Below are 23,574 nucleotides of genomic sequence, written 5' to 3'. Positions count from 1 at the left end.
CCGCAGGGCCTGTGCGGCGTCCTTCAGTGGGCCGACGCCTTCTCGGGCTTCAGCTCGCTGGGCCGTACGATCACGAACCCCTGGCCCTCCAGGCGCAGTTGGACGGCCTCGCCCGAGCCGCCCCGGATCATCGAGCCGACGCTCTGCGAGCGGTGCAGCGAGGTGTTCAGCTGGGCGCTCCAGCCGACGACCGCGTCGGTGTCGACGCAGACCGGCTGCTGGGGCGTGACGGGGATGACGATGGGGTGGCCCTCGCACATCAGACCGAGCTTGCCGTAGCCGGTGAAGACGCTGTTGAAGAGCCCGCCGCCGGTCATCCCGGCGCCCTTCACCGTCTTGATCTCGTAGGAGAGCGTGGCGTCGAAACACAGGACGTTGCGGCCGTTGATGGTGAGGACGTCGCCCTGCTCCATCTCCACGATGAAGCAGTTGGCCGCCTCGTGCGCGAACCACGCCTCGCCCTGGCCGCGCACGGCCATCAGCGGCAGCCCCTCCCCCGTGACGGCGCGCTTGAGCAGGCCGCCGATGCCCTGGCCCTTGCGCTCGAACTGCAGATCACCGCGGAAGGCGACCATCGATCCCTGGCGGGCGTGCATCTCCCCGTCGACCGCGTACTTGATGGATTTGGCGTTCTGCAGCGTCATCCCCGGGGCCGTTGCCTGCTCGGCCATGTGCTCGCTGGAAAAGAGATCGCTCTTCATGCGGAGCATCCTCGCCCGGAGGGTTCCATTCCGCCAATGACCCCGGTGAGGGCGGCTGGCAGACTGGTCGGGTGAGCAGCAACGACACCCCCGCGTCCCCGCCCGCCGAGCCGGACACCCTGCCCGTGGACAGCCCGTTCCGTTCCGAGCGGACGAACCGGGACGAAGCGCCGCAGTACGTACTGCCGTTGGTGGTGCGCATCGAGAAGGCGGCGCCTCCGGCCCGCACCGACGCCCTGCGCACGGCGGCCCGCGCGGTCCTGGTGATGCTCTGCGACGAGCGGTCGGTGGGCGAGGGCGAATGGGCGCGGCTGATGCGGGACTGGCAGGACGCCCGCATCCGCAAGGTGGTGCGGCGGGCCCGTGGTGCGGAGTGGCGCAGGGCGGCCGCGCTGCCCGGGATCACGGTCACGGGCGACGAGGCGGAGGTGCGGGTCTTCCCGCCGGTGCCCCTGGACGGCTGGCCGAAGGAGCTGGCCAAGCTCCAGGTCTCGGGGACGGACCTGGACGACCCCGAGCCGCCGGCCGCACCCGATCCCTCGCACCCGGTGCTCTGGCTCAATCCGGAGCTGGGCATGTCGGCCGGCAAGGAGATGGCCCAGGTCGGGCACGGGGCGCAGCTCGCCTGGTGGGAGCTGTCGGAGACCGAGCGCAAGGCGTGGCGCGAGGCGGGCTTCCCCCTCTCGGTCGCCACCCCGGGGCCGGAGCGCTGGCGGGAGCTGACGGTGAGCGGGCTGCCGGTCGTGCGGGACGCCGGCTTCACGGAGATCGCGCCCGGCTCGTGCACGGTGGTCGCCGACCACCCGGCCCTGCGCCGCTGAGGGGGGCGGACGGCCCCCGGAACCTCAAATGAAGCTCTGAACGTCTTCCCTGCCGGGTTCATCGCCGTGCCGCGGGGCCATCACCCCTGCACGGAACAGAGGGGGACGGCATGGAGCTGGGTATCGGGATCGGCTGGCGGCCGGAGATCGCCGACGAGGTGGAGGCGCTGCCGGGGATCGACTGGGTGGAGGCGGTCGCGGAGAACCTCTGCGCCGGCCATCTGCCGGCCTCCCTGGAGCGGCTGAGGGAGCGCGGGGTCACCGTCGTGCCGCACGGGGTCTCGCTGGGCCTCGGAGGGGCCGACCGCCCCGACCCCGGCCGCCTCGCGGACCTCGCCGCCCGGGCCGTGCTGCTGGACGCCCCGCTGGTGACCGAGCACATCGCGTTCGTACGGGCGGGCGGGGCGCGCACCGGGTCGCCGGTGCTGGAGGCCGGGCACCTGCTGCCCGTGCCGCGCACCTGGGCGGCGCTGGACGTGCTGTGCGAGAACGTGCGCATCGCGCAGGACGCCCTGCCGGTGCCGCTGGCCCTGGAGAACATCGCGGCGCTGATCTCCTGGCCGGGCGAGGAGCTCACCGAGGGGCAGTTCCTGGCGGAGCTGGTGGAGCGCACCGGGGTGCGGCTGCTGATCGACGTGGCCAACCTGCACACCAACCACGTCAACCGGGGCGAGGACCCGGCGACCGCCCTGGACGAGCTGCCGGTGGAAGCCATCGCGTACGTGCATGTGGCGGGCGGGGTCGAGAAGGACGGCGTGTGGCACGACACGCACGCCCACCCGGTGACCGCCCCGGTGCTGGACGTCCTGGCCGAGCTGCGCTCCCGGGTCGCCCCGCCGGGGGTGCTGCTGGAGCGCGACGACGCCTTCCCGCCGGCCGCCGAGCTGGCGGGCGAACTGGAGGCGATCCGGGCGGCGCTGGAGGCGGGGGGAAGGGCTGTCCCGGGTGGCGCGCGGCTGTCGCCGGGTGGCGGTACGGGGGCCGCGGCGCCCGTCCCCGAGGCCGTGCGGGACGGGGTCGCGGTCGCCCAGACCGCGTTGCTCTCCGCCCTGGTCGCCGGCACCCCCGCGCCCGAGGGCTTCGACCCGCGCAGGCTCGGCGTGCAGAGCCGGGCCCTGGCCGCCAAGCGCGCCGATGTCGTCGCCAAGGTGGCGCCCGAGCTTCCGGAGATCCTGGGGCGCGGCTACCGGGCCGCGTTCCTCGCGTACGCCGGGACGCGGCCCATGACGGCGGGCTACCGGCGCGACGCCCTGGACTTCGCCGAGCAGCTGCTCATCGCGGGCCGGCCCGAGGACGACGCGGCCCGCCGCCGGCTGACGTACTGGTGGCGGGACCGGGCCGCGCCCCGGCCGCCCGGACGCGCCGCCCGGCTGGCCCGGGCCGCCCGCTCCGTGCTGGTGGGGCGGTGACCGGGGTGAACGCACTGGCTCTCGCCCTGACGCTCGCGGTGGTCCTCTCCTCCGTCCTGCTGATCACCGGGCTCGTGCGCGCCCACCGGGGGCAGGGCGGGCCGGTCCACGACCTGTTCGAAGCGGCCTTCCTCAACGGCGGGCCCGGGCGCGTGGTCGACACGGCGCTCACCGCCATGCAGGCGGACGGCCGGCTGAACGTCGGCGGACCTGGCATCGTCGCCGTCCTCCGGCCGGTCGCCCACGACCCGGTGGAGCGGGCCGTGCTCCAGGAGCAGGCGGCTGCCCCGAGCGGCGCCCTGCACACCCTGCGGGTCGCGGTGATGCGGCACCCGGCGGTGCAGGAGACCGGTGACGGACTGGCGGCGCGCGGGCTGCTGGCCCGGCCCGGTGAGAGCGCGAAGTGGCGCGTGTGGGGCCTGGTGCAGACGCTGCTGTGCTTTCTGGCCGCCCCGGTCGCCTTCGGCCTGGCCATCAGCCGGTTCATGGACGACGACGGGGGCTCCGGCTGGGGTTTCCCGTTCGCCCTGCTGGTGATCCCGGCCGTGTTCGGCGGGTTCGTGGCCGGACTGGTGTGCGCGGCGGTGGCCCGGTCCCGGGTCACCCGGGCCGGGCGCAGGGCGGCGGCGGAGTTCCGGGCCGCCCACGCGTACCGCTCCGACCCGGCGTTCCTGGTGGCGACCCTCGGCCCGCGTGCGGTCGCGGACCCCGCGCTGCGGACGCACCTGATCGCGGCGGCCCGGACCCGGCCCGCCGCTCCCCCGCACACCGGGCACGGCTCCACGGACTCCTCGGCGCTGCTGACGGCGCCCTCGGTGTGGTGCGCGGGGTCGAGCCCCGGGGGCGGCTGCGGCGGCTCCTCCGGGAGCGGCTGCGGCGGGGCCAACGGATGCGGATCGGGTTCGAGCTGCGGCTCGGGTTCCGGTTCCAGCTGCGGGGGCGGATCGAGTTGCGGCGGCGGTTCCAGCTGCGGCGGCGGGTCGAGCTGCGGGAGCAGCAGTTCCTGAGACGCCTAGTCCACCTGTTGGAGCCCGCCTGGCCCAGCGGGGCCGGGGCGTCCCAGGGGGTGCGGTCCACCGCGCACCGACGGGAACTCACGCTGTACGAGGACGCCGGGCCCGCGAATGACGAACGGTGCGGCGCGCGGAAAGCGCGCCGCACCGTCGAGCCGAACCCGGTGTCGCTGGACCGGCGGGCGGCACGAGGTGCCGGGTGCCCGCCGTCTGATCTTCCGGGTTGGGGTGGTCGGGAGCCCGTTCGCTACGCGAGCCCGGCCACCAGGTCCGCGACCGACTTGCGCCGGCCGGTGAAGAAGGGGACCTCCTCGCGGACGTGCATCCGCGCCTCGGAGGCCCTGAGGTGACGCATCAGGTCCACGATGCGGTACAGCTCGTCGGCCTCGAAGGCCAGCACCCACTCGTAGTCGCCGAGCGAGAACGAGGCGACGGTGTTGGCGCGCACGTCGGGGTAGCCGCGGGCCATCTTGCCGTGGTCGGCGAGCATGCGGCGGCGGTCCTCGTCGGGCAGCAGGTACCAGTCGTACGAGCGCACGAAGGGGTACACGCTGATGTAGTTGCGCGGCGTCTCGTCGGCGAGGAAGGCCGGGACGTGCGACTTGTTGAACTCGGCGGGGCGGTGCAGCGCCATGTTCGACCAGACCGGCTCCAGGTGGTTGCCGAGCCGGGTGCGCCGGAAGAGGTTGTACGCCTCCTGGAGCTCGTCCGCCGTCTCCGCGTGCCACCAGATCATGAGGTCGGCGTCGGCGCGCAGTCCGGAGACGTCGTAGGTGCCGCGGATGGTGACGTCCTTCGCGGCGAGCTGGTCGAACAGCTCCTGGACCTCACCGGCGACGGCCGCGCGGTCCGTGTCGGCGGGCAGGACGTCGCGCAGTTTGAAGACGGACCACAGCGTGTAGCGGATGACGTCGTTGAGGTCCTTGGCCTTCTTGCCGGCATTCGGAACCTTGCTTGATGTCTCAGTCTCAGGAGCACTCATACGGCTATTGTCCCGCCTCGCTCCGTGTGCCCTGAACCAGGGTCGGCGTGGCGATGATCTCCCCGGCGAGAGCGTCCGCGACCTCCTCCGCGGCGCGCCGGGCGCTCGCCACGCAGGCGGGGATGCCGACCCCGTCGTAGACCGCCCCGCACACCCGCAGCGCGGGCAGCTTGGCGACCTCCTCACGGATGCGGGCGACCCTGGTGAGGTGGCCCACCGGGTACTGGGGCAGCCCGCCGATCCAGCGGGTGACCTCGGTGGCCACGGGCTTCGCGGTCAGCCCGGTCGCGGCGGCGAGGTCGCTCAGCGATACGCCGACGAGTTCGCCGTCCTCGCGGTGCAGGTGGTCCTCCTCGCCGTAGCGGCCGACGGACGTCCGCAGGAAGAAGAGGTCGGGCGCCGCGTCGGCGACCCACTGCCACTTGCGGGTGGAGAACGTGGCGGCCTTGATGGTGCGCCCGTCGACCGGCGGCACCAGGAAGCCGGAGCGCCCGTCGAGCGCGGCCGTGCCGGCCACGTCGGAGCGCCGGAACGCCATGGTGATCAGGGCCATCGACGCGTACTCGACGCCCGCCAGTTCGGCCGACGCGGCCGGGGACTCGGCGGCGAGCAGCGTGGAGGCGGACCAGGCGGGCGCGGCGAGGACGACCCCGTCGGCGGCGACGACCCGGGTGTCGGTGCGCACGTCCCAGCCGTCGGCGGTACGGGTCAGGCCCAGCACCGGCGTCTCGGTGAGGATCTCGCCACCCCCGGCGCGTACGGCGTCCGCGACGGCGCCCGGCAGGGTGCCGATGCCGCCCTCGATGCCCTGGAAGACCGGCCCGGTGCGCTGCCGGGCGGCGGCCTGCTCCTGGATGCGGGTGACCCCGTCGAGCAGGGAGCCCCCCTGCTGGGCCGCCTCGAAGAGCTGCGGGACGGCGGCGCGCATCGAGATCCGGTAGGCGTCGCCCGCGTAGACCCCGCCGAGCAGCGGCTCCACCAGCCGGTCGACGACCTCGCGGCCCAGCCGGTCCGCCACGTACGCGCCGACGCCGACGTCGTCGCCGACGGCCGCCGTGGTGAGGTCGCGGTCCCGCGCGATACGGGCCAGCCCCTCGGGCGAGAGAACGTCGCCGAGGACGGACGGGTCGCCCGGGACGCCCATCACATGGCCCTTGGGCATGGGGCGCAGCGCGTCGCGCGTCCACAGGGCGGCGGTGGTCGTGGCGGGCGGCTGGAGGCGGTCACCGAGGCCCACGGAACGCGCCAGGTCGACCCCCTCGGGGCGGCGGGCGAGCATGGACTCGGCGCCGAGGTCGACCCGGACGCCCGCGACCTCGCCGGTCATGAGCTTGCCGCCGAGCCGGTCGGTCGCCTCCAGGAGGGTGACCCTCAGCCCGGCGCCGAGGAGCCGGTGGGCGGCCGTGAGTCCGGCGATGCCGCCGCCGATGACGACGACGTGGCCCGCGGCCCGGTCCGCGCGGTGTGTTGAACGCTGCATGCCTCCACTCTCTCAAACCTCTTCCGAGTCCTGACCGTGACCGCTTCGAAACCGGTTTCCCGGATCCGCCGCCGCCCCCTCCCACGTCCCATCCGCGTCGTCAACCACCAGTCCTGGGGGGACAGTTATGCGAGGAACACGCTTCATCCGGGCCGACAGACGTGCGGCCGGCAGACGTGCGGCCGGCAGACGTGCGGCCGGCCCCGCCGCCCGCCGTTCGCGCACCGCCGTGGCCGCCGGGCTGCTGACCGCCGTCCTCGCGCTGAGCGGCTGCGGCGCGGCGGGCGACGACTCCGGGGCGAGCGCCGACCGGGCCGCCGCCCCGGCCCGCCAGCAGAAGGCCGGTTCCGGTGCCGGGAACGCCGAGGCGCAGGCGGCGGATCCGGCCGGAAAGGCGAAGGCGCCGAAGCCCGCGGCGACCCATGTCATCCGGACCGCGACGCTCTCCGTGGAGGTGGAGAACGCGTCGAAGGCGGCCGCCGCGGCCCGTGCGGTCGCGCAGGACGCCGGCGGGCTGGTCGAGAAGGAGCAGACCGAGCGGATCGACGGGACGCGCGACTCCTCGCACCTCGTGCTGCGGGTGCCGCAGGAGGCGTACGACGACGTACTGCGGCAGCTCTCGGGAGCGGGGAAGCTGGTCTCCCGCACGTCGGCGGCCAAGGACGTCACCGACCAGGTCGTCGACGTCGACAGCCGGATCGCCTCCCAGCGTGCGAGCGTGGCGCGGGTGCGCAAGCTGATGGAGCGGGCCGAGAAGCTGGCCGACGTGGTCACGCTGGAAGGCGAACTGAGCAGCCGTCAGGCGTCGCTTGAGTCGTTGCTCGCCGAGCAGGCGTCGCTCGAGGACCGTACGACGCTGGCGACCGTCACGCTCGACCTCGTGGAGCCGGATGCGGCGGCCGAGGGGGCGGACGACGGTCCGGGCCTCCCGGACGCGCTGGCCGGCGGCCGGCACGCGTTCGTGACGATGCTGCGGTGGCTGGCGATGGCGGTGGGCGCCTCGGCCCCGTTCCTGGCCGCGGCGGCCGCCCTGGCCCTCCTGTGGCGGCTGCTGCGCCGCCGGGCCGGGAAGCGGAAGGCCGCCGAGGGCGAGTGAGTACGTCACAGGGGCGGGCCGCGCCGTAGCGTGGGTTCCTTCGGACGGGGCGTCGAAGGGACTGGCATGGCGGCGGAACGACTGGTGATCATCGGCGGGGACGCGGCGGGGATGTCCGCCGCGTCCCAGGCCCGGCGGCTGAAGGGCCCGGACGAGCTGAGCATCACCGCCTTCGAACGGGGCCACTTCACCTCGTACTCGGCGTGCGGCATCCCGTACTGGGTGAGCGGCGACGTGACCGAACGGGACCAGCTGGTCGCCCGTACCCCCGAGGAGCACCGGGCCCGCGACATCGATCTGCGCACCCGCACCGAGGTGACGGAGATCGACGTGGCCGGGCGGCGGGTGCGCGCCCTGGACCGGGAGTCCGGCGAGACGTACTGGACCGGGTTCGACAAGCTGGTCATCGCCACCGGGGCCCGCCCGGTGCGCCCCGAGCTGCCCGGCATGGACGCGGCCGGGGTGCACGGGGTGCAGACCCTGGACGACGGGCAGGCGCTGCTGGAGACCCTGGAGCGGACGACGGGCCGGCGCGCCGTCGTCGTCGGGGCCGGTTACATCGGGGTCGAGATGGCGGAGGCGATGCTGAAGCGCGGCTACGAGGTGACCGTCCTCAACCGCGGCGAGCAGCCGATGGCCACGCTCGACCCGGACATGGGGCGCATGGTCCACGACGCGATGGACGGGCTCGGCATCACCACGGTGAACGGGGCCGGGGTCACCGGCATCCGCTCCGGGCCGGACGGCCGGGTCACCGAGGTCACCACGGACGGCGGTTCCTATCCGGCGGACGTGGTGGTGCTCGGCATCGGCGTCGAGCCGGAGACGACGCTGGCCCGTGCGGTCGGGCTGCCGCTGGGGCCGCAGGGCGGGCTGCTCACCGATCTGTCGATGCGGGTCACGGGCCACGAGAACATCTGGGCGGGCGGCGACTGCGTGGAGGTCCTGGACCTGGTGGCGGGCCGCACCCGGCACATCGCGCTGGGCACCCACGCCAACAAGCACGGCCAGGTCATCGGCTCCAACGTCGGCGGCGGCTACGGCACGTTCCCCGGGGTGGTGGGTACGGCGGTGAGCAAGGTCTGCGACCTGGAGATCGCCCGGACCGGGCTGCGCGAGAAGGACGCCCGGGCGGTGGGCCTGCGGTTCGTGACGGCGACGATCGAGTCGACGGGCCGGGCCGGTTACTACCCGGGGGCGCGGCCGATGACGGTGAAGATGCTCGCGGAGTACCGCACGGGGCGGCTGCTCGGCGTGCAGATCGTGGGCCGCGAGGGCGCGGGCAAGCGGGTGGACGTGGCGGCGGTGGCGCTCACCGCCGGGATGACGGTGGAGCAGATGACGGCCCTGGACCTGGGCTACGCCCCGCCGTTCTCGCCGGTCTGGGACCCGGTCCTGGTGGCGGCCCGCAAGACGGTGTCGGTGCTGCGGAAGGCGGGCACCGCCTGAGGCGGCGCCCGCCTTTCCGGGCTCAGCGCGCGGTGCCGGTGTGGACGTACTCGACGAGGCGGGTCAGCGCGTCCGGGTCCATGTTCGGCATCACGCCGTGGCCCAGGTTGAAGATGTGGCCCTCCAGACCCGCGGCCGCGTCCAGCACCTCCTGGGTCTTGGCCTCCACCGCCGGGGTCGGGGCGAACAGCACGGCCGGGTCGAGGTTGCCCTGGAGCGCCTTGCCGGGGCCGACGCGGCGGGCGGCCTCGTCCAGCGGGACCCGCCAGTCGACGCCGACGACGTCCGCACCGGCCTCGCCCATCAGGCCGAGCAGCTCACCGGTGCCGACACCGAAGTGGATGCGGGGAACCCCGTAGCGGGCGACGGCGTCGAAGACCTTCGCCGAGGCGGGCAGCACCGAGCGGCGGTAGTCGGCGGGGGCCAGGGCGCCCGCCCAGGAGTCGAAGAGCTGCACCGCCGAGGCGCCGGCCTCGATCTGGACCTCCAGGAAGGCGCCGGTGATCTCGGCGAGGCGGTCGAGCAGGTCGGCCCAGAGCTCCGGGTCGCCGTACATCATGGCCTTGGTGTGCTCGTGGTTGCGGGAGGGACCGCCCTCCACGAGGTAGCTCGCGAGGGTGAACGGCGCGCCCGCGAAGCCGATCAGCGGGGTCGGGCCCAGTTCGGCGGTGAGCAGGCCGATGGCCTCGGTGACGTACGGGACGTCGTCGGGGGTGAGGTCGCGCAGCCGGGCCAGGTCGGCGCGGGTGCGGAACGGCTCGGCGACGACCGGGCCGACGCCGGGCTTGATGTCGAGGTCGATGCCGATCGCCTTGAGGGGGACGACGATGTCGCTGTAGTAGACGGCCGCGTCGACCTTGTGGCGGCGGACGGGCTGCATCGTGATCTCGGCGACGAGCTCCGGCATCGTGCAGGACTCGAGCATCGGGATGCCTTCGCGCACCTTCAGGTACTCGGGCAGCGAGCGCCCCGCCTGGCGCATGAACCAGACCGGCGTGTGCGGCACGGGCTCGCGCCGGCACGCCTTCAGGAACGCCGAGTCATGGGTGGCGGAGGTCTTCGTCTGGGGGCCCGAGGGGCGATCGTTGGCACTCACGCACAGAATCTTCGCACGCGTGGGCAACGAGCCCGGCCCCGCACGGGTGTCCTTCCGCGCGCGAAGCTCCGGTTCCGCCTACTCTTCCCCGCATGGCTCCGGCTCAGGGACACATCTCCGGTCAATCCGATGGCGCTGACGGCAAGGACGGCGCGGAGGGTGGTTCCGTCCCGCCCGCGTTCCGTTCGGCGGTGGACGCGCTGCGCGCGGCGCTGCTGCGCCCCGAGCTGGAGGTGGAGCCGACGCGCCCGCCGAAGCGGCTGGCTCCGCACGCGTACGCGCTGGAGGCGGCGGTCGTCGACGGCGAGGACGATCTCGCCGACGGGCGGCTCGTCCTGCTCCACGATCCGGACGGGCACGAGGCATGGCAGGGCACCTTCCGGCTGGTGACGCTGGTGCGCGCCGAGCTGGAGCCGGAGATGGCCGCCGACCCGCTGCTGCCGGAGGTGTGCTGGTCCTGGCTGACCGGCGCGCTGGAGGCGCGCGGGCTCTTCTACGGGGAGGCCGGCGGCACGGTCACCATGGCGGGCTCGCACTACTTCGGTGCGCTGGAGACGCGGCGCCCCGCGACCCAGATCGAGATCCGGGCGTCCTGGACGCCGCGCGAGGGGCGCGGCGGTGTGCCGGACACGGCGGCCCATCTGGTGGCGTGGGGGGACCTGCTGTGCCAGATCGCGGGGCTGCCGCCCTCGGGCGCGCCCGACGCGGCGGTGGTGACGCTGCCCCAGCGGCGCGGACCGCAGGTTCCGTAGGAAGATCCGGGCCGCCTCCGCTCCTCGTGACGCCGTGACGCGGCGTCACACGATCACTTTCGGCCATCGCCGCGCTTTTCGTACAATCGATCGCGCGTCCTATTTGCCCGAATTGTTACCCAGCAATCGTGATCTTCCCCTAAAGGAGCAGGGGTCTGCTGCCGAAGGAGTCAATGACCCTTCAAGCACGGTTCGCCCCGGCTTCATCCCCGAGCCGGCCCGTCCCGCCACTCCCCAGGAGGCCTGGTGTCCGTTCTCCTCGAGCAGCCCGCAAGCCTGGTCGCCTACCGCCCGAACAAGCCGACGGCCATGGTCGTCGTGGCCGACCCGCGCGTCCGTTCCACCGTCACCCGCCATCTGTGGGCCCTCGGAGTACGTGACGTCATCGAGGCGTCGTCCATCGCGGAGGCCCGTCCCCGCGTCGGCAACCCGCGCGACATCTGCGTTGCCGACGTCCACCTGCCCGACGGTTCCGGGCTGACCCTGCTGTCCGAAACCCGAGCCGCCGGCTGGCCCAACGGTCTCGCCCTGTCCGCCGCCGATGACATCGGCGCCGTACGCAACGCCCTCGCGGGCGGAGTCAAGGGCTACGTCGTCACCGGCACCCGTACCAACATCGGCCACCCGGCCCGTCCCGGCGTCGCCCCCATCGGCGCCACCGCCGCCCGTATGCACCGCCGGCCCCCCGGCCCCCCGAGCCACCCGGGCGGCTACCGCGAACTCTCCGGCCGCGAGGTGGAGGTTCTGCGGCTCGTCGCCGAGGGCCAGTCCAACAAGGCCATCGGCGTCTCCATGGGGCTGTCCGCCCTGACCGTCAAGAGCCACCTCGCCCGCATCGCCCGCAAGCTCGGCACCGGAGACCGCGCAGGAATGGTCGCCGTGGCCCTGCGGACGGGCATCATCCACTGATTCCGCACCCCACCGGTGTGCAGAAATGCCCGACCGGCTGGATTACACACATCGGCGCCCGTCGACGGAACGTTCCGTCGACGGGCGCCGCGCACACACAGATACCCTTGACACGTGACCGACGCCCAAGAGACCGCAGCAGACAGTTCACTGCGAACCACCGGGGGCGCTCCCCCGGACGACGTCGCCCCGGCGCCGATCCCCTTGCTCGAACCGCGCGAGGGCATTCCACCGGTGGTGGCCTCCGACGACGCCCTGGCCGGGGTGATCGCCGCCTTCGCCGCGGGCTCCGGGCCGGTGGCCGTGGATGCCGAGCGGGCGTCCGGCTACCGCTACGGTCAGCGCGCCTACCTCGTACAGCTGCGCCGTGACGGCGCGGGCAGCGCGCTGGTCGACCCCGTCGGCTGCCCCGACCTGTCCGGTCTCGGCGAGGCTCTGCACGGCACCGAGTGGATCCTGCACGCGGCGACGCAGGACCTGCCCTGTCTGCGCGAGATAGGGATGACGCCGACCGGGCTCTTCGACACCGAGCTGGCCGGACGGCTGGCCGGGTTCCCGCGGGTCGGCCTCGGCGCGATGGTCGAGAACGTCCTCGGATACTCCCTGGAGAAGGGCCACTCCGCCGTCGACTGGTCCACCCGCCCGCTGCCCGAGCCCTGGCTGCGGTACGCCGCGCTCGACGTCGAACTCCTCATCGACCTGCGCAACGCGCTGGAGGACGAGCTCGACCGGCAGGGCAAGCTGGAGTGGGCGCGGGAGGAGTTCGCCGCGATCGCCGCGGCGCCGCCCGCTCCCCCGCGCCAGGACCCCTGGCGCCGCACCTCCGGGATGCACAAGGTCCGCCGCCGCCGGCAGATGGCGGTCGTGCGGGAGCTGTGGACCGCCCGCGACCAGGTCGCCCGGCGGCGGGACGTCTCGCCCGGCAAGGTGCTCGGGGACGCCGCGATCATCGAGGCCGCCCTCGCGCTGCCGCCGAACACCCAGGCGCTGACCGCTCTGCCCGGCTTCGGCCCGCGCATGGGGCGGCGCCAGCTGGAGCAGTGGCAGGCCGCCGTCGACCGGGCCAAGGCGCTGCCCGACACGGAGCTGCCGCAGCCCGGCCAGGCCCTCGCCGGTCCGCCGCCGCCGCGCGCCTGGGCCGACAAGGACCCGGCCGCCGCCGCCCGCCTCTCGGCCGCCCGCACCGCGGTCTCCGCACTCGCGGAGCGCCTGCACCTGCCGCAGGAGAACCTGATCACGCCGGACACGGTGCGCCGGGTGTGCTGGGAGCCGCCGAAGAACCCGACGCCGGAGACGGTGGAATCGGCGCTGGCCGGATACGGCGCGCGGCACTGGCAGATCGAGCAGGTGGCCCCGCTCCTGGTCCGCGCGCTCACCCAGCCCTCCTGAGAAGGCACAGGGCAGGGCGAAGGCATAGGAAGGGGCATAGGACAGGGGCGTAATCACGCCAGGTTCCGCGCCGACTCTCCGATGGCCCGGACGGACTCGTTTTCGAGTCCGTCCGGGCCATTTCCCGTGTGGGGTGCGGTCCGCGGTGGGCACTTTCCGTGTGTGACCTTCGCCGCTCCCGCCACAGGGGGTGGGCAGTCTGGTTACCCGCAAGTAGCATGAGCGGAGCGGCGTGCCTCCGGGCGCGCCCCGCAGCAGTGCCATCCCGCACCCTGGAGGAGAGCCATCGTGCCTCGTACCATCCGGGACGTCGTCTTCGTCGACGGCGTCCGCACCCCGTTCGGCAAGGCGGGCCCGAAGGGCGTCTACCACGAGACCCGCGCCGACGATCTCGTCGTGAAGGCCATCCGGGAGCTGCTGCGCCGCAACCCGGACCTGGACCCCAAGAAGATCGACGAGGTTGCCATCGCCGCGACCACGCAGATCGGCGACCAGGGCCTCACGCTCGGCCGTACCGCCGGAATCCTCGCCGGGCTGCCGCAGTCCGTCCCCGGCTACTCGATCGACCGCATGTGCGCGGGCGCCCTGACCGCCGTCACCTCGACGGCCGGCTCCATCGCCTTCGGCGCGTACGACGTCGTCGTCGCCGGTGGCGTCGAGCACATGGGCCGCCACCCGATGGGCGAGGGCGTCGACCCGAACCCGCGGTTCGTGTCGGAGAAGCTGGTCGACGAGTCCGCCCTGTTCATGGGCATGACCGCGGAGAACCTGCACGACCGGTACCCCACGATCACCAAGCAGCGCGCCGACGCGTACGCGGTGCGTTCGCAGGAGAAGGCCGCCAAGGCGTACGCCAACGGCAAGATCCAGCAGGACCTGGTGCCGGTCTCCGTGCGCCGCACCAACGCGGAGGCCGGCGAGACGGGCTGGGGCCTGGTCACCGCCGACGAGCCGATGCGTCCGGGCACCACGATGGAGTCCCTGGCGAACCTGAAGACCCCGTTCCGCGCCCACGGCCGTGTGACGGCCGGCAACGCCGCGGGTCTCAACGACGGCGCCACCGCCTCCCTGCTCGCCGCCGAGGACGTCGCCCGGGAGCTCGGCCTCCCGGTCAAGATGCGCCTGGTCTCCTACGCCTTCGCGGGCGTCGAGCCCGAGGTCATGGGCTACGGCCCGATCCCGGCCACCGAGAAGGCCCTCGCCAAGGCGGGCCTGTCCATCTCGGACATCGGTCTCTTCGAGATCAACGAGGCGTTCGCCGTACAGGTGCTGGCCTTCCTGGAGCACTACGGCATCGCCGACGACGACGCCCGGGTCAACCAGTACGGCGGCGCGATCGCCTACGGTCACCCGCTGGCCTCCTCCGGCGTCCGGCTGATGACGCAGCTGGCCCGCCAGTTCGAGGAGCAGCCCGAGGTCCGCTACGGCCTGACGACCATGTGCGTCGGCTTCGGCATGGGCGCGACGGTCGTCTGGGAGAACCCGCACTTCGAGAACGCCGGAGGCGACAAGTGAGCACCACCACCGAGCTTCTGAAGGGCGCGGCCGAGCTGTTCCCGGGCGAGGTCGTCACCCAGGCGCACGTACGCCACCTGGACCTGCCGGCCGGTGCCGGGCGCTTCGCCCTCATCACGCTGGACAACGGCCTGGACCACACCAAGCCGACCACCTTCGGACCGCAGTCGCTGGCGAACCTGAACGCCGCCATCGACCAGGTCGAGAAGGAGGCCGCCGAGGGCGCGATCACCGGCGTCGGCATCACCGGCAAGCCGTTCATCTTCGCGGTCGGCGCCGACCTCAAGGGCGTCGAGCTGCTCAAGGAGCACAAGGACGCGCTGGCCATCGGCAAGGGCGGCCACGACGTCTTCCGCCGCCTCTCGGGCCTCGCGGTCCCGACGTTCGCGTACTACAACGGCGCGGCCATGGGCGGCGGTGTCGAGGTCGGTCTGCACTGCTCGTACCGCACCGTCTCCAAGGCGCTGCCCGCGTTCTCGCTGCCCGAGGTCTTCCTCGGTCTGGTCCCCGGCTGGGGCGGCTGCGCGCTGCTCCCCAACCTGATCGGCGCGGACCGCGCGGTCTCGGTGATCATCGAGAACTCGCTCAACCAGAACCGTCAGCTCAAGGGCAAGCAGGTCTTCGAGCTCGGCATCGCCGACGCGCTCTTCGAGGGCGCCGACTTCCTGGAGCAGTCGCTGCTCTGGACCGCGGACGTGCTGAACGGCACCGTCACGGTGGAGCGCCCCGAGGTCGACCGCGGTGACGCCTGGGACCAGGCCGTCGCCCGCGGCAAGGCCATCGCCGACTCCAAGGTGCACGGCGCCGCCCCGGCCGCGTACCGCGCGCTGGAGATCATCGCCGCGGCCAAGGACGGCGACCTGTCCGCCGGCTTCGACGCCGAGGACCAGGCCCTCGCGGACCTGATCATGGGCGGCGAACTGCGCGCCGGGATCTACTCGTTCAACCTGGTCCAGAAGCGCGCCAAGCGCCCGGCCGGTGCCCCGGACAAGAACCTGGCCCGCCCGGTCACCAAGGTCGGCGTGGTGGGCGCGGGCCTGATGGCCAGCCAGCTCGCCCTGCTCTTCCTGCGCCGCCTGGAGGTGCCGGTCGTGCTGACCGACATCGACCAGGAGCGCGTCGACAAGGGCGTCGGCTACGTCCACGCCGAGATCGAGAAGCTGCTCGGCAAGGGCCGCATCAACCAGGACAAGGCCAACCGCCTCAAGGCCCTGGTCTCCGGTGTGCTGGACAAGGCGGAGGGCTTCTCCGACGCCGACTTCATCATCGAGGCCGTCTTCGAGGAGATCGGCGTCAAGCAGCAGGTGTTCGCGGAGGTCGAGGCGGTCGCCCCGGCGCACGCGATCCTCGCCACCAACACCTCCTCCCTCTCGGTGACCGAGATGGCCTCGAAGCTGAAGAACCCGGAGCGGGTCGTCGGCTTCCACTTCTTCAACCCGGTCGCGATCCTCCCGCTCCTGGAGATCGTGCGCGGCGAGCAGACCGACGACGCCTCGCTGGCCACGGCCTTCGGTGTGGCCCGCAAGCTGAAGAAGACCGCGGTGCTGGTGAAGGACGCCCCGGCGTTCGTCGTCAACCGCATCCTCACCCGCTTCATGGGCGAGATCCAGAACGTCATCGACGAGGGCACCCCGGTCGAGGTCGCGGAGAAGGCCATCGATCCGCTCGGCCTGCCGATGTCCCCGCTGGTGCTCCTGGAGCTGGTCGGCCCGGCGATCGGCCTGCACGTCTCCGAGACCCTGAACCGCGCCTTCCCGGAGCGCTTCACCGTCTCCGAGAACCTGGCCGCCGTGGTCAAGGCGGGCAAGCGCGGCTTCTACGTCTACGACTCCGGCGAGCCGGAGCTGGACCCTGAGGTCGCCGCCCTCCTCAAGCAGGGCGACTCCGTCCTGACCGAGGAGCAGGTCCGCGACCGCGTCCTGGACGCGGTGGCGCAGGAGATCGGTCTGATGCTGGACGAGGGCGTCGTCGCCGAGGCCCAGGACATCGACCTCTGCCTGATCACCGGCGCGGGCTGGCCCTTCCACCTGGGCGGCATCACGCCGTACCTGGACCGCGAGGGCGTCTCCGAGCGGGTGAACGGGAAGAAGTTCCTGGAGCGGGGCGTGGCGAGCGTGCCGGCGTAACTCCGGCGTGTGTGAACGCGGTGAGGGCCGTACGGGATCACTCCTGTACGGCCCTCACTCGTTCTCCCCCTGCGCGGCCGACAGGCGCCGCCCCGCTAGCGGATGCCCTCCTCCTGGACGAACTCGCCCAGCCAGGCACGGAATTCGGGGCCCAGGTCCTCGCGCTCGCAGGCCAGCCGGACGACGGTACGCAGGTAGTCGCCCCGGTCCCCGGTGTCGTAGCGGCGGCCACCGAAGACCACGGCGTGCACAGGGCCACCGAGCGTCGGATCGAGAGCCAACTGGCGCAGAGCGTCGGTCAGCTGGATCTCGCCGCCGCGGCCCGGCGGGGTCTTGCGCAGGATCTCGAAGATCTCCGGGGCGAGGACGTACCGCCCGATCACGGCGAGGTTGCTGGGCGCGGTGCCGGGTTCGGGCTTCTCCACGAGATCGGTGACGGCCAGGACATCGCCGGCCTCGTCCTCCAGCGGGGCCACGGCCGCGCATCCGTAGAGGTGTGTCCGGTCGTCCTCGACCTCCATGAGCGCCACGACGCTGCCGCCCCGCTGCTCCTGGACCTCCAGCATGCGGGCGAGCAGCGAGTCGCGTTCGTCGATGAGGTCATCGCCGAGCAGCACCGCGAACGGGGCGTCACCGACGTGCGGTTCGGCACAGAGAACGGCGTGGCCCAGGCCGAGCGGGTTACCCTGCCGCACGTAGTGGACGTCGGCCAGCTCGTTCGACTCGCGGACCTGGCCAAGCTTGCCGAAGTCGCCCTTCAGCTCCAGCAGGTGCTCCAGTTCGTAGGCCCGGTCGAAGTGGTCCTCGAGAGCCCGCTTGTTGCGGCCGGTCACCATCAGCACGTCATCGAGTCCGCTGCGTACGGCCTCCGCCACGACGTACTCGATGGCGGGCCGGTCCACAACCGGGAGCATCTCCTTGGGAGTCGCCTTGGTCGCGGGGAGGAATCGGGTGCCGAGGCCCGCCGCCGGGATGACGGCCTTGCGGGTCTGGCGGTGGTGCGTATGCATAAGCGTGTACTCCACAGCGAACGGCTGATGTGACGGGGTGACGGAAGGTCAGCCCTTGTCGGGGCTGACGGTGAAGGAAAGTTCGTTGCCCGGCGTGTAGAAGACCCTTCCGCGGGCCGGGCCCTGGGTCGGGTGGTGCCAGCGCTGCGTGGGATAGACATCGATCCGCTTGCGCTCCAGGAGGTCGTCGAAGAAGCGCGCGAGCCGGATGCGCGGCTGGCCGGGTTCACGCTCCAGCCACAGGTCCCAGTCGTCGTGGCCGCCCGACGAGGCGGCCACCACCCCGGCGAACGGCAGGTGCGCCTCGAAGGCGCCGTCGTACCCCATGGAGACCTGACCTGCGATGGTGGCCCCTGCGCTCCCCCTGCGGGGCACGGCTCCCAGCCGCAGTGCGGAGAGGTCGGTGCCCGGCGGAGCGATCAGGTTGCCACGCACGAGCCAGCCGTCCTGCCCCACCAGCACTGCGTGCACCTCGGCGTGCTCCACGCGATGGCGCACGAAGACCGACAGATGGCCGTCGGCGGTGCGGTAGGGCACGGGCCAGTACGCGGGGCCCTCCGCCGGGACCCGGCGGACCAGCAGGCCACCGGTGTGGACGCCCTCTACGGCGAGCGGCCGGCGCCGGCCGTCCGGCAGCTCCAGGTCGATGTCGTAACGGCCCTCGGCGAGGACCGCCGGTTCGGCGGGGACCGCGTACACCGAGCGCAGAGCACCCGTCACCTCGTCCACCGACGTCCCGAGAGCTGCCAGCCTGACCAGCGGGGACTCGGCCTTGCGCAGGGTGACACACAGCGCGGGGGGCTCCGTGCCGGGCTCCAGCACGGCACGGACCTCGATGGCGCCGTCCCCACGCACCAGTACCTCCGCCGGCACGCCGGACGGGGCGGCGGGCGGGACCGCGGCGGTGCGCTCCTTCGGTACCGACGCCGCAACATCCCGTAGGAAGGCGTCGTAACGGAAGGCGATGCGCTCGGCGCTGTAAAGCGGAGCCGAGGCGTAGGCGCCCTCGGACAGCTGCTCCCGAACGCCCGGCTGCTCGATCAGGTAGCGCATCGCCTGGGCCATGGCTTCCTCGTCACCGACGGGGACCAGGATGCCGTTGCGGCCCGGGACGACGATCTCGCCGGGGCCGAAGGGCGCGTCGGCAGCGAGAACCGGAAGCCCGTGGTGCATGGCCTCCACCAAGGTGAGGCCGAAGGACTCCCGGCGGGCCGCGCTCACCGCGAACGCGGCCTTGTCCCACTCCGCGGTGAGGTCGGGCAGTGCGCCCATCAGCCGGACGGCGTCGCTGAGACCGTGCGCGTGCACGAGGTCCTGCAGCCGTGCCTGCTCGGGCCCGCGGCCGTAGATGCGCAGCCGCCACTGCGGGTGATGGGGGGCGACCATGGCGAACGCGTTGATGAGCGTGTCGAAGCCCTTGAGCGGCACGAGGCGTCCCGCGGCGGCGATCAGCGGCAGGCCGCGCACAGGGGCGTGGCGGGCCGGCGGCGGCACGATGTTACCGATGGCGGCGAACGGGGGCGCCTGCTCGCCGAGCTGTCGCCGGTAGTTCTCCAGGTCGGCCTGGGTGAGGCAGACGACTCCGTCCATCTCGCGGTACAGCTCCAGAGTGCGCTCGCGCAGCTCCGGAGAGGGCACCATCGAGCTCTCGTGGTCGATGACCACACGCCCGTAGCCATGCCGCCCGTGGGCGATGAGGTACGCGGCGAGCGCCGGCCGGGCAACGATCACGACATCGGCGCTGCAGCTGCCGAGGTGGCCGAGGATCAGGTCATCGGTCTCCTGGGTGTACCGGTCGGCCCAGCCGTCCTCTCGCGGCATGATCCGGGACGGCTTGCCGTTCTTGGTCTTCGGCGCCCCGTCGCGCTGGTCGGACAGGTAGCGCACGGTCACGTCGGCGGACGGGGCGAAGGACGGCCGGTCCGCTGTCCGGAAGATCGAGACGATCTCCACCTCGTGGTGGACCGCCAGCGCGGAAGCCAGACTGCTGGTCGCCCGCGGCACCCCGCCGAAATTGTCGATGCTGTGGAGCAGGAAGGAGATCCGCACGAGTGTCCTTTGGGGTTCTCGAGGTCCGTTGGGGGCCCCTGTCAGTGGTGCTCGGTCACCACGAGGGAGAGTTCGTTGTCCGCGGTGAAGTAGGGGCGCAGTCCGACGACGGCGCGGCCCACGTCGGGGCCGAACAGATCCGCCGGTTCCTCGCGGACCAGCTCGGGGAAGCGCTGCACATCGCGCCGCACCACCTGGTCGTCGGCGATGCGCGCCACCCTGACCGGCTCGCTGCCGCTGCCGTCGGTGAGCAGGACGTCCCAGTTCTCACGCATGAGCAGCCGAGCCCTCATGGCCTCGTTCATGTTCAGCTCCGCGCCGAACCAGCCATCCTCGAAACGCGCCCGACCGGCTGCCAGCGTGCGCGTGGGCTCCTGCCGACGACGCAGCAGCAACAACCACTCGCCGCCTGGCTGCCACTGCCCCTGCAGCCATCCCGTCAGCCAGAGGCTCGTATCGCTGTACTCGACGGCCACCAGCTCGGCATGGTTCGGCCGGGACCAGACACGAAGGCGCAGATAGCCGCCCTCGGTCGCATACGGCAGCGCCCAGTGGAAGTGGTCCAGGTCGCTCAGATGGCCGACGTCGCGCGCACCGCCGAGCGTGCACCGTCCGAAGCGCAGGCGGCGCTCCTTGCCCTTGCCGTCCACCGCGTAGAAGTCGGCGCGCCCCTCACGCAGCACGGCCAGCGCGCGAGCGTCGATCTGCGCCCGGGTCCCGCCGCTCCCGACGGCGAAGTCGACGTCTTCCCCACCGCCCTTGCTCTGGTCCTTGACGCGTACGGTGCGGGCACCGGGCACACCGTGCAAGGTGACCTCCCACGCACCGTCCGGCAGCAGCCGGCAGTCGGCGGTGGGGCGGGGACGCTCCTCGGCGGGCGCGCCGGCGCCCGTGCGCCGTCGTTGGCTCCACCGGCCGCGCACCCCGGCCCTGACCGTGCCGAACAGTTCCTCGTACGCGTCGCCGACCTGCTCCATGCCTGCGGACTGTGCGGTCCGCAGGGCCTGGGTCCGGTGCGCGGAGCGCAGTCGCTCGTCCGCCATGTAGCGCTCCAGCGCGCGGGCCGTGGCGTGGACGTCACCGACCGGCACCAGCGGCCCGGCGTGGCCGTCGGCGAGCACCTCGGGAGCGCCGTAGGGCACCTCCGTGGCGACCACCGGCGTGGCCTGGGCGAGCGCTTCCAGCACCGGGCGGGCGCTGTCCAGGCGCTCCGAGGTGACCAGGGCGATGTCGGCGTCGTAGAAGTCCTCCTCCCCGGCTTCCCGGTCGAACACCAGCACACGGTCGTGGAGTCCCAACGTGGTGACCAGTTCGCGGGTCTCGCGCCGCAGCGGCCCGGTGCCGAACAGCCTCAGCTGCCAGCCTGGTTGAGTCGCGTGCGTCTGCGCGAAGGCGTGCAGCGCCAAGTCGACACGGCGGTGCGAGACCAGCCGCCCGGCGCTGATCACCACACCCGTCGTCGGTTTGTCCGGGCTCTCGGCCAGCAGCACCGGTTCAGGGATGTGGCGCACCTCGACGCCGGCGGTACGCAGCGCTCGGTACTCGGGAGCGGCGGCATCGCCCTGGGTGAGCGGGACGACCGCGTCGAGGTCGCGGTAGAGCTCCGTCCAGCGAGCGCGCACCGACTCCGGGAGCCGCTCGACAGGCGCCGACTGGCGGGCGATGCGCCGCGCGTGGGGCACGGGGCACTGCGCCAGGACCGCGCCGAGCGCGGAGCTGAGGGCGATCACCACGTCGGCGCCGCTCGCGGACAGGTGCTTGCGGAGCCTCCCGTCGTCGGCGCGGTTGTAGCGCCGGAATTCGGGGTCGCCGGCGATGACGAGCTGCGAGGTGTTGTCGTCGTCCCGGTCGCCGGCCGCGACCGAGGGGGCCAGGGCCGCGACGGTCACGCTTTCCGGGAGCCGGAGCGCCGGGTGCGGTGCGGCGGCGCCCCGTACGGCCACGACGGTGACCCGGTGCCTGGCGGCGAGGGACTGGGCGAGCCGGGCGGCCGCCCGCGCGCCGATGGAATCGGTGGCCAGGGTATGGACCAGGATCTCGATGTTCACAGCTCAGGCCACCGTCTTCTCGTACGGGCTCGGCACCGGGTAGAAAGCCTCCAGGAACCGGTGGAGCAGGTGGCTCTGGTGCTCGATCTCGGCGGGGTCGCTCGCGGAGTCGTTGAGGCAGAAGGTGTCCCGGTCCCGGCGCAGGAGCAGCAGTTCCAGCTTGTGCTCCAGCTCGGGGTCGTCGAGCGCGAAGTAGCCGTACCGCAGGTCGCCGGGCAGGCTGCGCCCGGAGTAGTAGCTGTAGTAGTGGTGCAGCGAGGACGCTATGGACAGGTCGGTGATGCTCCGCACGGGGCTGGCGGAGGTACGCCGGTGCTCCTCGGGGAAGTCCCGTTCGATGGCGGCGAGGATGTCCCGGTTGAGCGCGTACGGCACGTGCTTCATCTTCTGCACGAGCGTGCGGCCGAACCGCTCCAGGATGAGCCGGCGGTTGTTCTTCGCGGCGACCGAGGTCGGCACCTCGTCGGGTTCCGGGGGGCCGTAGGGGACCTGTGCCGGGGACGGGAAGAACTTGGCGATGCCGTTCGGGTGGAAGAACGCGGAGGGGGTGAGGGTCCGCCCGATGAACATGTCGTCGTTGAAGTAGACGAAGTGGCGCGACAGTCCGGGGATGTGGTGCAGCCGGGACTCGATCGCGTGGCTGTTGAACGTGGGCAGGTGGGACGGGTCGTCGAAGATCTCCCGGTGGTCCACCACGCGGGCCCGGCCGTCGCCGGGGGCCCACCAGTGCGGAGTCTGCTGGTCGGTGACGATGTAGATGTTCCGCACCCACGGCATGAACATCCGTACCGAGCGGAGGCTGTACTTCAACTCGTCGCGGGAGACGTAACGGGCGAGGCTCGCCGCCTCCGCGTGGAACACCTCGCCGCGGCTCTCGGCGCGGCGTCGCTGCCAGGCCGGGTCGTCGCCGTCCACCCAGGTGTAGACGACGTCGATGGGGAAGGGGTGCTCGTCGGGGAAGGGGATATCCAGTTCGGGGCGGGTCCGTGTAGGGCGCAGTTGTGGCACTTCGGATCCGTGGGCCCGGCCCACCAGCTTGGTCATGTGCTCCCCGGGGACGACAAGCTGCGACTGTCCGAGGGAGACGTGCTCGCTGGCTCGATTGCGGCGGGGGGCGACGAGGCGGTCGGCTCCCTGGCCGGGCACGCTCTCCTCGGGCTCCCAGAACTCGATGTCACAGCCCGTATCGGCACCGTGGGTCAGGTGCCCTTCCTCCGTGGTGCGGAACCAGAAGGCGCGCACGACGGACAGGCCGACCGCCCGCTCCCACGTCTTGGCCGAGGCTCCGTCCCACGCGCCGTCGCCGGGGGCCATCCCGGTCTTGGGGCGGGCCAGGTAGCCCCTGCTGCCGGACAGGCTGGCTCGCAGCGCCGCCAGGGCCTGGGGGCGCTGCCGTGCGTCCACGCCGACCGCGGAAGCGGTGTCGTCGAGGCCCGGCACGGCGAACCAGTCGATCTGTTCGGCTTCCAGGGCGCGACGGACTTCCAGGTTGTTCAGTTCGCGTGCGGCGAGCGGCGTGAGGCGGTCGTGCACCAGCGCGACGCGCTTGTGCATGTCCACGACGACCTGCCGCTCTGTACGGCCCCTGCGCAGCTGCGCAGGCACGGGCTCCGGGCGCTGGCCGGTGCCCATGAAGGTCTCGCCAGCCGTCTCTCGACTGGAGGTGTCAAACACGCGGTTCACTTTCGTTTCGTACGGGGAATGGGTGCTGCGAGGGGGGACCGGTCCG

At 72.7% G+C, this 23,574-nt stretch carries 18 protein-coding genes; 10 read left to right on the top strand and 8 right to left on the bottom strand.

Features of this window, described 5'->3' with window-relative positions:
* Positions 1 to 23 precede the first annotated feature (23 nt).
* Entirely contained in the window at positions 24 to 701 is a 678-nt protein-coding gene (locus E6R18_RS12900; RefSeq protein ID WP_136317032.1) for an AIM24 family protein, read from the bottom strand.
* A gap of 71 nt (positions 702 to 772) precedes the next feature.
* Between E6R18_RS12900 and E6R18_RS12895 the strand changes: the two genes are divergently transcribed.
* The 3 genes from E6R18_RS12895 (at position 773) to E6R18_RS12885 (ending at position 3,938) form a co-directional block, all read left to right on the top strand.
* Positions 773 to 1,522: a peptidyl-tRNA hydrolase gene (locus E6R18_RS12895; RefSeq protein WP_136317031.1), complete on the top strand. Its 750-nt coding sequence runs from the start codon at positions 773 to 775 to the stop codon at positions 1,520 to 1,522.
* Positions 1,523 to 1,632: 110 nt separating this feature from the next.
* Positions 1,633 to 2,931, top strand: a complete 1,299-nt coding sequence (locus E6R18_RS12890) for a DUF692 family multinuclear iron-containing protein (RefSeq protein WP_136317030.1) — start codon at positions 1,633 to 1,635, stop codon at positions 2,929 to 2,931.
* A complete protein-coding gene (locus E6R18_RS12885; RefSeq protein WP_136317029.1) occupies positions 2,847 to 3,938 on the top strand; it encodes a TIGR04222 domain-containing membrane protein in 1,092 nt (363 codons plus the stop codon). Before E6R18_RS12890 ends, E6R18_RS12885 begins: the two co-directional genes overlap by 85 nt.
* 253 nt (positions 3,939 to 4,191) lie before the next feature.
* Here E6R18_RS12885 and hemQ read toward each other — a convergent pair whose 3' ends face one another.
* Both hemQ and hemG read right to left on the bottom strand, forming a co-directional pair.
* Complete coding sequence (hemQ, locus tag E6R18_RS12880) at positions 4,192 to 4,926, bottom strand: hydrogen peroxide-dependent heme synthase (protein WP_136317028.1); 735 nt, start codon at positions 4,924 to 4,926, stop codon at positions 4,192 to 4,194.
* A 4-nt stretch (positions 4,927 to 4,930) separates the two neighbouring features.
* Positions 4,931 to 6,406 carry a protoporphyrinogen oxidase gene (gene hemG / locus E6R18_RS12875; RefSeq protein ID WP_136317027.1) on the bottom strand — a complete coding sequence of 492 codons (1,476 nt, stop codon included), beginning with the start codon at positions 6,404 to 6,406 and terminating at the stop codon, positions 4,931 to 4,933.
* Between the two features lie 127 nt (positions 6,407 to 6,533).
* Between hemG and E6R18_RS12870 the strand changes: the two genes are divergently transcribed.
* Positions 6,534 to 7,502 (top strand): DUF4349 domain-containing protein, encoded by a 969-nt coding sequence (locus E6R18_RS12870; protein ID WP_136317026.1) that lies wholly within the window; start codon positions 6,534 to 6,536, stop codon positions 7,500 to 7,502.
* Between the two features lie 66 nt (positions 7,503 to 7,568).
* A complete protein-coding gene (locus tag E6R18_RS12865; protein ID WP_136317025.1) occupies positions 7,569 to 8,951 on the top strand; it encodes an FAD-dependent oxidoreductase in 1,383 nt (460 codons plus the stop codon).
* Positions 8,952 to 8,973: 22 nt separating this feature from the next.
* On the opposite strand, the gene hemE is transcribed toward E6R18_RS12865, so the two are convergent.
* The gene (gene hemE / locus E6R18_RS12860) at positions 8,974 to 10,047 is read right to left on the bottom strand and encodes a uroporphyrinogen decarboxylase (protein WP_136317024.1); all 1,074 of its coding nucleotides are present in this window, start codon (positions 10,045 to 10,047) and stop codon (positions 8,974 to 8,976) included.
* Between the two features lie 92 nt (positions 10,048 to 10,139).
* Between hemE and E6R18_RS12855 the strand changes: the two genes are divergently transcribed.
* The 5 genes from E6R18_RS12855 (at position 10,140) to E6R18_RS12835 (ending at position 16,738) form a co-directional block, all read left to right on the top strand.
* Complete coding sequence (locus E6R18_RS12855; RefSeq protein ID WP_136317023.1) at positions 10,140 to 10,799, top strand: DUF3000 domain-containing protein; 660 nt, start codon at positions 10,140 to 10,142, stop codon at positions 10,797 to 10,799.
* Positions 10,800 to 11,045: 246 nt separating this feature from the next.
* Positions 11,046 to 11,708: a response regulator transcription factor gene (locus E6R18_RS12850; RefSeq protein ID WP_136317022.1), complete on the top strand. Its 663-nt coding sequence runs from the start codon at positions 11,046 to 11,048 to the stop codon at positions 11,706 to 11,708.
* 114 nt (positions 11,709 to 11,822) lie between these two features.
* Complete coding sequence (locus E6R18_RS12845; protein WP_206308270.1) at positions 11,823 to 13,097, top strand: ribonuclease D; 1,275 nt, start codon at positions 11,823 to 11,825, stop codon at positions 13,095 to 13,097.
* Between the two features lie 288 nt (positions 13,098 to 13,385).
* Positions 13,386 to 14,612 carry an acetyl-CoA C-acyltransferase gene (locus E6R18_RS12840; RefSeq protein WP_136317021.1) on the top strand — a complete coding sequence of 409 codons (1,227 nt, stop codon included), beginning with the start codon at positions 13,386 to 13,388 and terminating at the stop codon, positions 14,610 to 14,612.
* Positions 14,609 to 16,738: a 3-hydroxyacyl-CoA dehydrogenase NAD-binding domain-containing protein gene (locus E6R18_RS12835; RefSeq protein WP_136317020.1), complete on the top strand. Its 2,130-nt coding sequence runs from the start codon at positions 14,609 to 14,611 to the stop codon at positions 16,736 to 16,738. The genes E6R18_RS12840 and E6R18_RS12835 overlap by 4 nt, the downstream gene beginning before the upstream one ends.
* A gap of 95 nt (positions 16,739 to 16,833) precedes the next feature.
* On the opposite strand, the gene galU is transcribed toward E6R18_RS12835, so the two are convergent.
* From galU to E6R18_RS12815, 4 genes are read right to left on the bottom strand one after another with little or no spacing between them, the layout of a single operon-like run.
* Positions 16,834 to 17,748 (bottom strand): UTP--glucose-1-phosphate uridylyltransferase GalU, encoded by a 915-nt coding sequence (gene galU / locus E6R18_RS12830; RefSeq protein WP_136317019.1) that lies wholly within the window; start codon positions 17,746 to 17,748, stop codon positions 16,834 to 16,836.
* A 48-nt stretch (positions 17,749 to 17,796) separates the two neighbouring features.
* Entirely contained in the window at positions 17,797 to 19,797 is a 2,001-nt protein-coding gene (locus tag E6R18_RS12825) for a glycosyltransferase (RefSeq protein WP_136317018.1), read from the bottom strand.
* 41 nt (positions 19,798 to 19,838) lie between these two features.
* Positions 19,839 to 21,845 (bottom strand): glycosyltransferase, encoded by a 2,007-nt coding sequence (locus tag E6R18_RS12820; protein WP_136317017.1) that lies wholly within the window; start codon positions 21,843 to 21,845, stop codon positions 19,839 to 19,841.
* 3 nt (positions 21,846 to 21,848) lie between these two features.
* On the bottom strand, positions 21,849 to 23,528 hold the full coding sequence (locus tag E6R18_RS12815; RefSeq protein WP_136317016.1) for a stealth family protein: 1,680 nt from the start codon (positions 23,526 to 23,528) through the stop codon (positions 21,849 to 21,851).
* Positions 23,529 to 23,574: the final 46 nt, after the last annotated feature.

The organism is Streptomyces sp. A1277 (genome assembly GCF_004795015.1).
Lineage (GTDB): Bacteria > Actinomycetota > Actinomycetes > Streptomycetales > Streptomycetaceae > Streptomyces.
The sequence above is the reverse complement of the archived record's forward strand: the minus strand, read 5'-3'. Positions and strand labels throughout refer to the sequence as shown.

Coding starts and splice junctions, on each gene's coding strand:
- galU (WP_136317019.1), bottom strand. CDS start 17,748: ATGCATACGCACCACCGCCAGACCCGCAAGGCCGTCATCCCGGCGGCG.
- E6R18_RS12890 (WP_136317030.1), top strand. CDS start 1,633: ATGGAGCTGGGTATCGGGATCGGCTGGCGGCCGGAGATCGCCGACGAG.
- E6R18_RS12870 (WP_136317026.1), top strand. CDS start 6,534: ATGCGAGGAACACGCTTCATCCGGGCCGACAGACGTGCGGCCGGCAGA.
- hemG (WP_136317027.1), bottom strand. CDS start 6,406: ATGCAGCGTTCAACACACCGCGCGGACCGGGCCGCGGGCCACGTCGTC.
- E6R18_RS12865 (WP_136317025.1), top strand. CDS start 7,569: ATGGCGGCGGAACGACTGGTGATCATCGGCGGGGACGCGGCGGGGATG.
- E6R18_RS12855 (WP_136317023.1), top strand. CDS start 10,140: ATGGCTCCGGCTCAGGGACACATCTCCGGTCAATCCGATGGCGCTGAC.
- hemQ (WP_136317028.1), bottom strand. CDS start 4,926: ATGAGTGCTCCTGAGACTGAGACATCAAGCAAGGTTCCGAATGCCGGC.
- E6R18_RS12900 (WP_136317032.1), bottom strand. CDS start 701: ATGAAGAGCGATCTCTTTTCCAGCGAGCACATGGCCGAGCAGGCAACG.